This window comes from Actinoplanes sp. NPDC048988 (assembly GCF_043197815.1).
Classification (GTDB): Bacteria; Actinomycetota; Actinomycetes; order Mycobacteriales; family Micromonosporaceae; genus Actinoplanes.
In genome coordinates this window covers 459,449-473,227 of the sequence record NZ_JBICTW010000002.1, presented here as the reverse complement: position 1 = coordinate 473,227, position 13,779 = coordinate 459,449, and the positions used below count along the sequence as shown (strand labels likewise).

General features: G+C 70.9%; 13 protein-coding genes. 10 read left to right on the top strand and 3 right to left on the bottom strand.

The annotated features are described in order from the left end of the window. Positions 1-3: 3 nt before the first annotated feature. From ACGFJ7_RS09255 to ACGFJ7_RS09230, 6 genes are all read left to right on the top strand, one after another. Complete coding sequence (locus ACGFJ7_RS09255) at positions 4-2,532, top strand: helix-turn-helix transcriptional regulator (RefSeq protein WP_392641725.1); 2,529 nt, start codon at positions 4-6, stop codon at positions 2,530-2,532. Positions 2,533-2,598: 66 nt separating this feature from the next. Beyond that, on the top strand, positions 2,599-2,850 hold the full coding sequence (locus ACGFJ7_RS09250) for a nickel-binding protein (protein WP_392641723.1): 252 nt from the start codon (positions 2,599-2,601) through the stop codon (positions 2,848-2,850). A 41-nt stretch (positions 2,851-2,891) separates the two neighbouring features. Beyond that, positions 2,892-3,221 carry a PadR family transcriptional regulator gene (locus tag ACGFJ7_RS09245; protein WP_360244927.1) on the top strand — a complete coding sequence of 110 codons (330 nt, stop codon included), beginning with the start codon at positions 2,892-2,894 and terminating at the stop codon, positions 3,219-3,221. After that, entirely contained in the window at positions 3,218-4,021 is an 804-nt protein-coding gene (locus ACGFJ7_RS09240; RefSeq protein ID WP_392641721.1) for an ATP-binding cassette domain-containing protein, read from the top strand. The genes ACGFJ7_RS09245 and ACGFJ7_RS09240 overlap by 4 nt, the downstream gene beginning before the upstream one ends. Further along, entirely contained in the window at positions 4,018-4,695 is a 678-nt protein-coding gene (locus ACGFJ7_RS09235; RefSeq protein ID WP_360244921.1) for a hypothetical protein, read from the top strand. The genes ACGFJ7_RS09240 and ACGFJ7_RS09235 overlap by 4 nt, the downstream gene beginning before the upstream one ends. Before the next feature lie 117 nt (positions 4,696-4,812). Further along, positions 4,813-5,253, top strand: a complete 441-nt coding sequence (locus tag ACGFJ7_RS09230) for a hypothetical protein (protein ID WP_360244918.1) — start codon at positions 4,813-4,815, stop codon at positions 5,251-5,253. Positions 5,254-5,531: 278 nt separating this feature from the next. On the opposite strand, the gene lexA is transcribed toward ACGFJ7_RS09230, so the two are convergent. Next, a complete protein-coding gene (lexA, locus tag ACGFJ7_RS09225) occupies positions 5,532-6,140 on the bottom strand; it encodes a transcriptional repressor LexA (RefSeq protein WP_392641718.1) in 609 nt (202 codons plus the stop codon). Positions 6,141-6,310: 170 nt separating this feature from the next. Beyond that, a complete protein-coding gene (locus tag ACGFJ7_RS09220; protein ID WP_392641716.1) occupies positions 6,311-8,122 on the bottom strand; it encodes a hypothetical protein in 1,812 nt (603 codons plus the stop codon). A gap of 72 nt (positions 8,123-8,194) precedes the next feature. On the opposite strand from ACGFJ7_RS09220, the gene ACGFJ7_RS09215 reads away from it, so the two are divergent. Then, on the top strand, positions 8,195-8,716 hold the full coding sequence (locus tag ACGFJ7_RS09215) for an acyl-CoA thioesterase (RefSeq protein ID WP_360244909.1): 522 nt from the start codon (positions 8,195-8,197) through the stop codon (positions 8,714-8,716). A gap of 9 nt (positions 8,717-8,725) precedes the next feature. Then, the gene (locus tag ACGFJ7_RS09210) at positions 8,726-10,639 is read left to right on the top strand and encodes an acetoacetate--CoA ligase (RefSeq protein ID WP_392641714.1); all 1,914 of its coding nucleotides are present in this window, start codon (positions 8,726-8,728) and stop codon (positions 10,637-10,639) included. Here the strand turns inward: ACGFJ7_RS09210 and ACGFJ7_RS09205 are convergent. Further along, entirely contained in the window at positions 10,623-11,312 is a 690-nt protein-coding gene (locus ACGFJ7_RS09205) for a TIGR03089 family protein (protein ID WP_360244903.1), read from the bottom strand. The two genes, ACGFJ7_RS09210 and ACGFJ7_RS09205, sit on opposite strands and share 17 nt — an antisense overlap. Positions 11,313-11,472: 160 nt before the next feature. On the opposite strand from ACGFJ7_RS09205, the gene ACGFJ7_RS09200 reads away from it, so the two are divergent. Together ACGFJ7_RS09200 and ACGFJ7_RS09195 are read left to right on the top strand one after the other, a co-directional pair. After that, complete coding sequence (locus ACGFJ7_RS09200) at positions 11,473-12,624, top strand: glycosyltransferase family 1 protein (protein ID WP_360244900.1); 1,152 nt, start codon at positions 11,473-11,475, stop codon at positions 12,622-12,624. A gap of 18 nt (positions 12,625-12,642) precedes the next feature. Continuing rightward, positions 12,643-13,764: a mannose-1-phosphate guanylyltransferase gene (locus ACGFJ7_RS09195; RefSeq protein ID WP_392641712.1), complete on the top strand. Its 1,122-nt coding sequence runs from the start codon at positions 12,643-12,645 to the stop codon at positions 13,762-13,764. The last annotated feature ends 15 nt before the right edge of the window (positions 13,765-13,779 follow it).

Below are 13,779 nucleotides of genomic sequence, written 5' to 3'. Positions count from 1 at the left end.
CCCATGCGTCTTCTTGAGCGCGAGCACGCCCTCGCCTCCCTGTCCGACTACGCCGCCGGCGGCGAGGTGCGCCTCGTGCTGGTCGCGGGCGAGGCCGGCATCGGCAAGACGAGCCTGGTCGAGGCGCTGCGCGAGCGGACCGGCGACGAGCTCCGCTGGGCCTGGGGGATGTGCGACGGGCTGTTCACCCCGCGGCCGCTCGGCCCGCTGTTCGACCTCGCGGCCGAGCTGGGCGGCGAGATCGACCAGCTGTGCCGCCGCCGGGCGCCCCGCGAGGAGCTGTTCGACGCGCTGCTGGAACAAACGAAACAGCGGCCGCACGTCCTGGTCATCGAGGATCTGCACTGGGCCGACGAGGCGACCGTCGACCTGGTGCGGTTCTTGGCCCGGCGGTTGCGCGACACGCTGCTGATCGCCACCTACCGCGACGACGAGCTCGATCCGCACGGGCCGCTGCGGATCGCGCTCGGCCGGCTGGCCGCGCTGCGCGGCACACGCCGGATCAACCTGGCCCCGCTGTCGCCGGAAGCCGTGGGCGCCCTGGCCGGCGACAGCTGTCTTCCGGCGGCCGAGCTGCACCGGCTGACCGGGGGCAACCCGTTCTTCGTGACCGAGGTGATCCGGGCCGGGAGCACGGCCGTGCCCGCCTCGGCCCGCGACGCGGTGCTGGCGCGCGTGGCCGAACTCAGCGCCGAGGGCCGCGCGCTGCTGGAGACGGCGGCACTGGCCGGGTCGCGGGTGGATCCGCGTCTGGTCGAGGCGGCGCCGCTCGACGAAGTGCTCAAGAGCGGTCTGCTGGTCGATGATCCGCCCTGGTTGCGGTTCCGGCACGAGCTGGCCCGGCTCGCCGTCGAGCAGGCCGTCCCGGCCCATCGGGCGACCCGCGTGCACGCCGCGATCCTGGCCACCCTGCACGACCTGGGCAGCGACGACGACGCCCAGATGGCCTTCCACGCCGAGGCGGCCGGTGACGCCGAGGCCACCCTTCATCACGCCGTACGGGCGGCCGACCGCGCGGCCGAGCTGGGCGCCCACCGCGAGGCGGCCGCGCAGTACGAGCGGGCGTTGCGGATCACCGAGAACGCCGAGCTCTACGACCGTCTCTCGGCCCAACTGTCCCTTCTGGATCGGGGCGCGGATCAGCTCGTCGCCGCCACCAAGGCGCGGGAGCTGTGGCGGGCCGAGGGCGACGAGCGCAAGGAGGGCGTGGCGCTGCTGCGGCTCTCGATCGCGCTGGTCACCCTCTGCCGCCGGCGCGAGGCGATGGTCGCGGCCGAGCAGGCCCTGACCCTGCTGGAAAGGCACGGCAAAACCCCGGAGCTGGCCCGGGCGTACGCCCACCTGGCGACCCAGTGCATGCTCACCGACCGCCACGTGGAGGCGATCGACCTGGCCGTCCGGGCCCAGGAGGCCGCGGCCGAGCTGGGCCTGCCCGCGATCCTCAGCGACGCGCTGAACACGCAGGCGTGCGCGCTGTCGATAGGCGATCAGCACTGGGCGGCCGAGATGACCGCCGCCCTGCGCGTCGCCCAGGAGCACGGGCTGGAGGAGCAGGCCGGCCGCGCGTACACCAATTTCTACGGTGTTCTCACCTGCGAGCGCCGCTACGCCGAGGCCGAGCCGTGGTACGAGACCGGCATCGCCTTCTGCGACGAGCGTGACGTCTCCGCGTTCGGCACCTGCATGCGCGGCGAGCGCACGGTCAGCTTGGCCCGCACCGACCGCTGGGACGAGGCGGCCCGGCTCGGCCGCCGGCTCCTCACCGAGGTCGAGGCGTCGCCGATCAACCGGATCAGCCCGCTGCTCGGCCTGGCCACGGTGCTGGTGCGCCGCGGCGACGACGAGGCCGCGGCGCTGCTGGACGAGGCGGCGGTGACCGCCGACGGCTCGGCCGAACCACAGTGGATCGTCTACGCCCGGCTGACCAGGGCCGAATGGCGATGGTTAGCCGGCTACCGGGACGAGGCGCGGCGCGAGGCCGAGCTCGCGGACGACGTGGCGGGCGCGGCGAACCGGTGGATGCGCGGCGCGGTCGCGGTGTGGCTCCGCCGTACCCAATCGGAAAGGTCCTGGAAGTCACCGGTGGCCGAGCCGTTCCAGCTCTTCCTCGACGGCGACTTCGCGGCGTCGGCCGAGAGCTGGGACGCGATCGGCAGCCGCTACGAGGCGGCGCTGTCGTTGATGGCCTCGCCCGCGGAGGAGCACCTGCGCGAAGCGGTCCGCCGGTTCGACGAGCTGGGCGCCGTGCCCGCCGCCCGCCGGGCCCGGCAATTGCTGCGAAGCCGTGGGGTCCGATCGGTGCCGGTCGGGCCGCGCGCGGCCACCCGCGCCCATCCGGCCGGGCTGACACGCAGGGAGCACGAGGTGCTCGACCTGATCGGCGCCGGGCGCACCAACGCCGAGATCGCGGCCCACCTCGTGCTCTCGGTGAAGACGATCGACCATCACGTGTCGGCCGTGCTGGCCAAGCTCGGCGCGCCGACACGCTCGGCGGCGGCGGCCGAGGCCCGGCGCCTCGGTCTGATTGGGTAGCCGGCGAAGAAAACTGGGTAGCCGCTCCCGATCTGCCGGGAAGGCTCGGCGACCAGAGTGAATGCCATGAACACCTACATGGATGTCCACACCGTCGCCGGCGGAGTCAACCTCGACGACGTCGTCAAGGCACACCAGGCCGACCTCGCCGCGCAGGCGGAGTTCGACGTCAGCTACCTGCGCTACTGGGTCGACGAGGCCCACGGCAAGATCTTCTGCCTCGTCGCCGCCCCCTCGGCCGACGCCGCCGCGGCCGTACACTGCAAGGCCCACGGCCTGGTGGCCGACGAGATCTACCAGGTGGCGGAAGGAGCGTGACCCGCTAGTCAGGCTATCTGCTATGCAGGTAGTCTGACTACATGACGCCTCGGCCGTGGTTGCACGGCTTCCTCGATCTCTGCTTGCTCGCGATGCTGCGCGAGCGGCCCGACTACGGGTACGGCCTGGCCCAGCGGCTCGCCGCGGCCGGCGTGGCCGACGTTCCCGGCGGCACGCTCTACCCGGCCCTGCTGCGCCTGGAGCAGCAGGGCCTCGCCGTGCCGGACTGGCAGCCGTCCGAGTCGGGGCCGCGCCGCAAGTACTACGCGATCACCGACGCCGGCCGGGAGTTCGTCGACGGCCAGACGGCGGAGTGGCGGCAGTTCCGGGACGGCGTGGACGCCCTCATCGAAGCGCGGGCGGCCCGATGAGCGACTGGCCCGAGCTGTTCGAGACCGAACTGCTGCGCCTCGGCCTGCAACCGGTGCGGGCCCGGCAGCTGACCGCCGAGACGGCCCAGCAGTCGGCCGAACACGGGGCACCGCCGGCCGACGTCTTCGGCCCGGCTCACCTGTACGCCCGGCATCTGGTCGCCGAGCTCAACTCTTCGGCCTCCGCCCGTCGGCTGGCGCCCGGCCCGGTGCTGCTGAGCCTCACCGGTGTCGGCAAACGCTACCGCCGCCGCACCGTCTTCGCGGGCGTCGATCTGCGGGTACGAGGCGGTGAGGTGGCCGCGATCGTCGGCGCCAACGGCTGTGGCAAGTCCACATTGCTCAGGATCTGCGCGGGCCTGATCCGGCCCAGTGCCGGCGAGGTGCGCCGCACCCGGCGCGTCGGCTTCGTCCCCCAGGACGGCGGCACGGCGGGCTGGCTGACCGCGGAGGAGCACTTCACGCTCTTCGGCGCGGCGGCCGGCATGGTGCCCGGCCGGGCCCGCTCCACCGGCGTCCACCTGGCGGCCCGGCTGGCCTGGCGGCCGAACACCGGGCAGCCCGCGCAACATCTGTCCGGCGGTACACGGCAGAAGCTCAACCTGGTGCTCGGCGAACTGCACGCGCCCGATCTGCTGTTGCTCGACGAGCCGTACCAGGGCTTCGATCAGGGCACGTACCTCGACTTCTGGCAGCAGGTCTTCGCCTGGCGTGACGCCGGCCGGGCCGTCGTGGTCGTCACCCACCTGCTGCACGACCTGCGGAACGTCGACCACGTACTCGACCTGGGCGCGCTGTGACGGCCTTCGTGGTGGCGAGCCTGTGTGCTCGCGAGGTGTCCCGCCGGTGGGCGGCGCTGGTTCTGGTGGTCGCGCTTCCGCTCTGGTTCTATCTCGTACGCCGTGACCTCGCCGGCCAGTCGACGCGCATGCTGGCCCTGGGCATCGGCTGGTCAGTGTCCACTTTGACGTTGTTCGTGGTGAACGCCTCGCGGAGCGTCGATCCGCGCCTGCGACTGACCGGCGCGTCGACGGCGAGCATCATCGGTGGCCGGCTGGCCGCGATGTCGGGCGTCGGTCTCGCCGTGGCGCTCGGCTACTGGCTGCTGGTCGGCGTCGACCAGGACCTGCGGCACTGGTGGGTGGCCGGTCTCATGATGGCGGTGACGGCGCTGGCCGCGGCTCCGCTCGGCAGCCTGATCGGCGCGCTGCTGCCGCGCGAGCTGGAGGGTGCCCTGGCCCTGCTCAGCGTGTGCGCGGTGCAGATGCTGGCCGACCCGGCGGGCTCGGTCGCCAAGCTGATGCCGTTCTGGTCCACACGCGAGATCGGCACGTACGCGGTGGACGGCGGCGGCTTCGACATGGTGTGGCGCGGTCTCGGGCACGCCGCCCTGGTGTGGCTCATCTGCACGGGCGGGACGCTGGCGATCTTTCGGTGGCGCCTGCGCGTGGCGAACTATCCAGAACCGACTTAAAACCTGACAAACGGTCAAGCAAGATCAGCCGAAAGTACGTATCAGCCTCCGCAAGACTCTTATGTCCGATATGCCACGATCTGTGGCGTAAGCGGAAAACACAGCTGGAGGTTGGATATGAACAAGGCAGTTCGGATGCTGACCATGATCGGCATGGGTGTGATGGCCAGCGCGGCGATCGGCGCCCCGGCCCTGGCGGCGGACGGCGGCTCGTCGGCGACGGCCAAGAGCGAGTCCACCGCCAAGGTGCAGCGGCACGACCGCGACCAGGTCGTCGGCTTCTACCGGACGCTGCGCGACTGTGAGAAGGCCGGCCGTATCGGCGAGTGGTTCGACCGCTGGGAGGACTACGACTGCGACCGGGTGCGCTTCGGCTTCCGCCGCGGTTTCTGGGCCCTCGAGGTCGAGCGGAACTGGCGGGGCGGCGGCCACCACTTCCGTGACCGCGACTTCCGCGACCGCGACCGTGACCACCGCGACCGTGACTTCGGCGACCGCGACCGCGACCGTCACGACAACGACCGTCACGACAACGACCGTCACGACTCGCGTCGCTGAGGCGGCGTGCCAGACACGCCGCCGGCCATGACGCCCCGAACCGTCAAGGCCGTCGGCGTGCTCTGACACCCACACATGCCGGAGCCCGGCCCGCGCCGCGGAAGGCGTGAGCCGGGCGCCGCGCACAAACCCACCCCGGTGCTCGGGCCGTGTCTCTGCGGAGGCGCGGCCCGAGCATTTGTCTGTATGCGCCGGAGGGCGCTTGTCTGTATGCGCCGGAGGGCGCCTGTCTGTATGCGCCGGAGGGCGCCTGTCCGTATGCGCCGGAGGGCGCTTGTTTATATGCGCCGGAGGACGCTGACGACCTTGCCGAGGATGGTGGCGCCGTCGCCGGGAATCACGTCGTAGGCCGGGTTGCGCGGCACCAGCTCGACGTGGCCGTTGGCGCGGCGCAGCACCTTCACCGTCGCCTCGCCGTCGAGCATGGCGGCGACGATCTCGCCGTCCTCGGCGACCTGCTGCTGGCGGACCACGACGGTGTCGCCGTCGCAGATCGCGGCCTCGACCATCGAGTCACCCTTGACCCGCAGGGCGAAGAGCGTTCCCTTGCCGACCAGGCTGACCGGCAGGGTGAGCTGTTCCTCGACGTGTTCGTCGGCCAGGATCGGCGCGCCGGCGGCGATCGCGCCCAGCACCGGAACCGAGACGTTGCCGTCGCTCTCGGTGCGGATGTCGATCGCCCGCGAGCCGCGCGCACCCCGGCGGATCAGGCCGCGCTCCTCGAGGACGCCGAGCTGATGCGCGACCGACGACGGCGAGTCGAGCCCGACCGCGGCACCGATCTCACGGATGGTCGGCGGGTAGCCATGGCGGTCGATCCAGTCACGGATCATCGCGTAGATCTGCCGTTGTCGCTTACTGAGAGGCACGTCATCCGGGGACGTCATGCGTGGATGATACTACAATCTTCGATCATCTGTACGAAACTCTTCCGGGTGACGCTCGGCCCAGCAGTCGGCTGAGCAGCACGTCCTCGGCCCGGTCCGCCGCCAGCGGGTCCGCTTCTCCACCTGCAACTCGGTCACGACCGGGTAGGCCAGGTCCGACAAGCCCTAAATCAGGGGCGCTGGCCGTCGGAGGGCGTCCGCTGGGCGGGGATCTCGTCCGGCGGCCGCTCCATGCTCATCACGGTCATCGCCCGCTCAGCCGACTTTCCCGCACGAGCCGCCGCCGGCACGATACGGCTGGTCGGATCATCAGCGATGTCGGGCTGCTCCGCATCCACAATGGAGATCGCGCCACCCCGCTGGGCCTGAGACTCCACCGAATCTTCCCGGACGACCTGAGCCCCATCCGCCTCCGAAAGCCGAATCACCTGCGTCCGATCCCCATCAGCATCCCCGGCGTCGGCCGCTTCGACACCGTTCGCGCTATCCACGCGGTTGGCAAGCTCTTCACCGTTCGTGCCGCCCGCCGAATCGCCGCCCGCCGAATCGCCGCTCGCCGAATCGCCGCTCGCCGAATCGCCGCTCGCTGAATCGCCGCCCGCCGAATCGCCGGTCGTCGTGTCGCCGGTCGCCGGGTGGGCGCTCCCCGGATGGCCGGTCGCTGAATCGGCGCTCGCCGGATCGTCCTCTGCCGGGGACAGCGCGGTGAGCTTGATCGCTTGGGTCTGATCGGGGTCTGGCGCGGTGAAAGACCTGGTGGTGTCGGGGTCTGGCGTGGTGAGGGCTCGGGTGGTGTCGGGGTCTGGCGTGGTGAGGGATCCGGTGATGTCGGGAGTCTCCGCCGGCGCGGACGCATCTGCCGCCTTTGGGGCGGAAGCTTCGATGGGCTCGCCGGCGGTGGAGGCAGCCCCGTCCGGGGAAGTCGCGGCGGTCATCGACTGCGCGGGAGAAGCGATCGGCCGGGGAGCCGATTCGAGAGTGCGTTCCTCGGGGGCGTTCTCCGTAGCGACCGGTTCGACGTCGAGTTGCGGGGCGGCCGGCGTGTTCACGGTCGGTTCGCCGGCGATGACCGTCGTGGCGTCGCTGTCCGTGGCTGGTGCGGTGGGCTCGTCGCCGGCGATGACCGTTGTGGAGTCGCTGCTTGTAGGTGCGGCGGTGGGCTCGTCGCTTGCGATGACCGCTGTGGGCTCGCTGTGGGTGGTGGCGGCGGTGGGCTCGTCGCTTGCGATGACCGCTGTGGGTTCGCTGTGGGTGGTGGCGGCGGTGGGCTCGTCGCTTGCGATGACCGCTGTGGGTTCGCCGTGGGTGGTTGCTGCCGTCGGTTCGTTGTTGGGGAGCGGCGATGTGGCCGCCGTCGGAGCGTTGGGCGGAGAGCCGGCGACCGTCGGGTCGCTGCCGGGGACGACCACGGCCGTGGTGCTGTCGGTGGATGTGGGCTTGGGGGTGAGCCGCAGGACCGTGGTCGGGTCGGGGTCGGACGGGGGCCTGATGACAGTGGTCTCCAGGATGGCGGCCGGGGTGCTCGGGGCCGGCGCGGCTCCCCGGAAGCGGCCGATCTGGCCGATCAGCGGGAGGACCGGGGGCTCGTATCGTTCCCAGCGGCGCGCGCTCAACGCCGTACACAGCAGGGGAATCGCCAGCATCGCGGCCAGGCCGTAGCCGGGGCGGCTGAGGTCGAAGCCTTCTTTCGCGACGTTCGCCGGCCACTGGGCGGCGTAGTCGGACGGCGCCGTCAGGGCCCAGATCGAGACGCCCAGGAAGGTCAGGCCGGCCAGCAGTGGGCCGGCGGGGGAGATCGGGGCCGACAGCAGGATGGCGTACGCCGCGCCGGCCAGCAGGAGCAGGGACAGGCCGCCCAGGGATTCGACGGCGAAGTCGTCGCGGCCGCGGGTGGTCAGGTCCTGGGTGAAGCCCGCGCCGGCGAGGATCCACACCGCCGGGGCCAGCACGACGGCGTACAAGATCGACCTGAAGTGGCGCAAGGTTTGTCTCCCATGTTTTCCCGCTGCTCAGGCACCGTAGCGCCGGCCCGCAAGCCCCGTAATCTACGGCGCATGAGTGAGCAGCCCACCGGCCGGCCGACGTCGTATTCGCGGGTCACGCTGAGCCGGATCATGACCGCGGTGGACGTCAATCTGTACGGGACGGTGCACGGCGGCGTGCTGATGAAGTTCGTCGACGACGTGGCGGGGGCGGCCGCGGCCCGGCACAGCGGCGGCACCGCCGTGACCGCCGCCATCGACGAGATCCTGTTCCTCGAGCCGGTGCGGGTCGGTGACCTCGTACACGCTTACGCGCAGGTGAACTGGACCGGCACCAGTTCGATGGAGGTCGGCGTCAAGCTGGTCGCCGAGCGCTGGGACGTGGTCAGCCCGGAGCCGCTGACCGTCGCCACCGCATACCTCGTTTTCGTGGCGGTGGACGTGGCGGGCCACCCACGGAACGTGCCACCGGTGTTGCCTGAGCACATGGACGACGAGCGCCGTTTCCGCGAGGCTCTGATCAGGCGGGAGCACCGTCTGTCGCGCCGGACGGCCATCCAGCGGGCCCGGCAGGAGCAGGTGAATGAACGTTAAGGTGAGCGCATGACGGGCACAGTGTTGTGGGAGCCGCCGGCCGATGTCCTCCAGACCTCGCGCATCGGGCGCTACATGTCCTGGCTGGGCCGGGCCGACGACGACTACGCGGCGCTGTGGCAGTGGTCCGTCGACGACCTGCCCGGCTTCTGGCAATCGATTTGGGACTATTTCGATGTCATCAGCCATGACAAACCGACCGCAGTCCTTCAAAAAGCCGAAATGCCCGGGGCGAAGTGGTTCCCCGGCGCCACTCTCAACTACGCCGAGCACGTCCTGCGCGCGGCGGGGCTCGACGAGGATGAGCCGGTCGTCATCGCGTACAGCCAAAGCCGTGACCGCAAGCAACTCACCGTGCGTGAGTTGCGCGAGGAGGTCCGCCAGGTCCGGGCCGGGCTGAAAGCCCGCGGTGTCGGCCCGGGCGACCGGGTCGCGGCTTATGCGCCGAACATCCCCGAGACGTACGTTCTGATGCTCGCCACCGCCAGCCTCGGCGCGATCTTCTCGTCGTGCGCGCCCGAGTTCGGCGTACGCAGCGTCATCGACCGCTGGCAGCAGATCGAGCCCAAGGTTCTCGTCGCCGTCGACGGCTACATGTACGGCGACAAGGCCGTGGATCGCCGCGAGGAGGTGGCGGCCATCGTCGCCGCGCTCCCGTCGATCGAGCACCTGGTGACCATCGGTTACCTCCACGGTGGCGGCGACTTCGCCGAGCTCCATGGCGACGAGCCGATGGCGTACGCGCACGTGCCGTTCGATCATCCGCTGTACGTGCTCTACAGCTCGGGCACCACCGGCCTGCCCAAACCGATCGTCCACGGGCACGGCGGCATCCTGCTGGAACACCTGAAGATGCTCGCCCTGCATCACGATCTGGGCCCGGGCGACCGCTTCTTCTGGTTCACCACGACCGGCTGGATGATGTGGAACTTCCTGGTCAGCGCCCCGGCGGTGGGCGCGGCCATCGTGCTGTTCGACGGCAACCCGGGTTTCCCGGACATGTCGGCGCTGTGGGATCTCGTCGACGAGGCCGGCATCACCTATTTCGGCACCTCGGCGCCGTACATCATGGCCTGTCGCAAGGCCGGCCTGACCCCGCGCAAGCGGCTCAAGGGCATCGGCTCGACGGGCGCGCCGCTGCCGCCGGAGGGCTTCGACTGGGTGTACGAGGCGGTCGGCTCGGAGCTGCAACTCCAGTCGCTGTCCGGCGGCACCGACGTCTGCACCGGCTTCGTCGGCGCGGTTCCGCTGCTCCCGGTGGTCGAGGGCAAGATCGCCTGTCGCGCGCTGGGGGCCCGGGTCGAGGCGTACGACCCGGCCGGGAAGCCGGTGATCGGTGAGCTGGGCGAGCTGGTGATCACCGCTCCGATGCCGAGCATGCCGGTCGGCTTCTGGAACGATCCCGACGGCAAGCGCTATCGCGAGGCGTACTTCGACTACTTCCCGGGCGTGTGGCGGCACGGCGACTGGATCACCATCGGCGCCGACGGCAGCTGTGTGATCACCGGCCGCTCCGACGCCACGCTCAACCGCGGCGGCGTGCGGCTGGGCACCGCCGAGTTCTACTCGGTCGTCGAGAGCCTGCCCGAGATCGCCGACTCGGTGGTCGTGCACCTCGAGCAGGACGGCAACCCCAACGGCGAGCTGCTGCTGTTCGTCGTGCCGGCCGAGGGCGTCACCCTCGACGACGCCCTGCGCAAGCGGATCGGTGCAGAGCTGCGTGCGGCGCTGTCGCCCCGGCATGTCCCCGACGAGATATTTGCCGTACGGGCGGTGCCGCGCACCCTGTCGTCGAAGAAGCTCGAGGTGCCGGTGAAGCGCATCCTCACCGGCACGCCGGTCGAGTCGGCGGCCGCGGCCGGCGCCCTGGCCAACCCGTCGTCGCTGCTCGAGTTCGAGAAACTGTTCAGAGCACGAGGCTGACCTTCTCGGATTCGGCCCGCGCGGCCGTCCTGGCCGGGTCCAGGTTGGCGCAGAGCACGACCGAGGCACCCGCGACCAGCGGGGCGAGCAGCCAGGTGACCGGGTCGGGGTGCCTGCCCGCGTCGATCAGGACGCGGGCCCCGGCCGGGATGGCGATCTCCGCCGCGGCGGCCAGGACCTCTCGGTGGGTACGGCCGTCGAGCGCCTTGTCGTCGGCGGCGACCGGCTGCCCGGGGAAGTAGTCGCCGTGCTGGCGCACCTCCAGGACGTAGTCGGCGTAGCCGGCCGGCAGCTCGCGCAGCGGCATCGCGAACGGCAGCAGGCCCGTGGCGTACCTGTCTGGTGCTTTTGTCGTACTGGTCTGTCCTGGCGTGGTCACCACGACATCGGCCGACGCTGTGTCCCCGGTCTCGGCGGCCAGGCCGGCCGACCACACGCCGAGCAGGATCGCCGCGGTCTGCCAGTGCGGCGGCAGCTGCACGGCGGCGGTGTCGCCCTTACTCAGGCCGAGGCCGTCGACCAGCAGATTCGCGGTCTTCGAGACCCAGTTGTCCAGCGTCACCCCGGACAATTCGGTGCGGTCACCACTGGTGTCGTCATAGAAGGTCAGCAGCGGCGAAGCCGGGTCATTCCGGACGGCTGCGGCGAGAACCTGCGGGATCGTCGATTGCACTTCGACCACGATAGTGTCGTGACCGTCCGTAATCGATCCTGGACGCGCGATGAGTTCGCCGAAACGCTGGGAACAAGGCGGTGTCGCCGTCACATGCGCGATGCATTGCGGGCGTAGTCTTGCCAGTGGTCTGAATTACAACCTCTTTGGGAGTTGCCTCGTGACCGCCGGTCGCCCCCCGCGAGTGCTCGTCGACGCCACCAGCGTCCCCGCTGACCGAGGAGGCGTCGGCAGATACGTCGACGGCTTGCTCGGCGCCCTCGGACGGATGGACCCCGACCGGGTCGATCTGGCCGTCGTGGCCCAGCGTTCGGATGCGGAGCGTTACAGCCGCATGCTCGACGACAAGGCCGAGGTGATCGCCGGCCCGGCCGCGGTCGCCCACCGGCCGGCCCGACTGGCCTGGGAGCAGACGGGCCTGCCGTTGCTCGCCCAGCAGGTCGGCGCCCAGGTGCTGCACTCACCGTTCTACACGTGCCCGCTGCGCGCGGGCTGCCCCGTCACGGTGACCGTGCACGACGCCACGTTCTTCACCGAGCCGGAGCACTACGACAACACCAAGCGCACGTTCTTCCGCAGCGCCATCAAGACGTCGCTGCGCCGGGCGGCCCGGGTCATCGTGCCCAGCAAGGCCACCCGCGACGAGCTGATCCGCCTGCTCGACGCCGACCCGACCCGGATCGACGTCGCCTACCACGGCGTCGACCAGGCCGCGTTCCACGCGCCGACCGAGGAGGAGAAAGCGCGCGTGCGCGCCCGCCTCGGCCTCAACGACTCCGGTTACGTCGCGTTCCTCGGGGCCAAGGAGCCCCGCAAGAACGTGCCCAACCTGATCCGCGGCTGGGCCCGCGCGGTCGCCGACTGGCCGCACCCGCCGGCGCTGGTGCTGGCCGGCGGCCAGGGCCACGACGACGAGATCGACCGCGCGGTGGCCGAGGTGCCGTCCCACCTGCGCCTGCTGCGCCCGGGCTACCTGCGCTACGCCGACCTGCCCGGCTTCCTCGGCGGCGCGCTGGTCGCCTGCTACCCGTCGTTCGGCGAGGGCTTCGGCCTGCCGATCCTCGAGGCGATGGCCTGCGCCACGCCGGTGCTCACCACCCCGCGGCTCTCCCTGCCCGAGGTGGGCGGCGACGCGGTCGCGTACACCACCGAGGACCCCGACCGGATCGCCTCCGACCTGGCCGATCTGCTGCACGACGAGCCCCGCCGGCTGACCCTCGCCAAGGCCGGCTTCGACCGGGCCAAGGAGTTCACGTGGCAGTCGAGCGCCGAGGTACATGTCACAACCTGGAAACGAGTCGCGGCCCTCTGACCTTTACACTCTGTGCACATGAGCGATCAATTCGGTGGACTCTACGGTGTCGTGCTGGCCGGTGGCACGGGCACTCGCCTCTGGCCTTTGTCCCGGGCAGGTCACCCGAAATTCCTTCACCCGCTGACCGGCACTGACGCCTCGCTGTTGCAGGCGACGGTGCAGCGCCTCGACCTGCTCGCGCCCCTCGACCGCATCTTCGTGGTCACCGGCGTGGCGCACGCGGCCGCGGTGTCCCGCCAGCTCGACGCCATCCCCGACACGAACGTCCTGGTCGAACCGTCCCCACGCGACTCCTGCGCGGCGATCGCCCTGGCCGCGGCGGTGATCGCCCGCCGCGACCCGCAGGCGATCATGGGCTCGTTCGCGTCGGACCACCTGATCGCCGACAAGCAGCGGTTCACCGAGGTCATCAAGAAGGCGATGGTCGGCGCCCAGCAGGGCCTGCTGATGACGCTGGGCATCACGCCGACACGCCCGGAAACCGGATACGGCTACCTTCAGTGCGGCGGCGCGGTCGGCGAGGGCCCCGTGCTCGGCGTCGAGGAGTTCAAGGAGAAGCCGACGTACGACGTAGCCGAGAGTTACGTCAAGTCGGGCAACTACCTCTGGAACGCCGGCATGTTCGTCTGGCGTGTCGACGCGTTCCTGGCCGAGCTCTCCCGTCAGCAGCCGCAACTGGCGGCCGGCGTCTCGCGCATCGCCGCGGCCTGGGACTCGCCCGAGCGCGAAGAGGTGCTCGGCGAGGTGTGGCCGACCCTGCCCCGCATCTCGGTCGACTACGCGGTCATGGAGGGCGCGGCCACTGTGGGCCGGGTCGGCACCGTGCCCGGCGACTTCGGCTGGAACGACGTCGGCGACTTCCACACCCTGGGCGAGGTGCTGGCGGCCGACCCGTCCGGCAACGTGGTGGTCGGCCAGGCCGTCGAGGCGGACACCAAGTCGGGCGTCCTGCTGCGCGACACCGAGGGCCTGGTCGTCGTGCCCACACCGGGCCGCCTGGTCGCCGCCATGGGCGTCCGTGACCTGATCATCGTGGACACTCCGGACGCCGTCCTGGTTTGCCCCCGCGAGCGCGCCCAGGAGGTCAAGCACCTGGTCGACGAGCTGAAGGAACTGGGCGAGCACGACTACGTGTGACCCACCCCCTGCGGC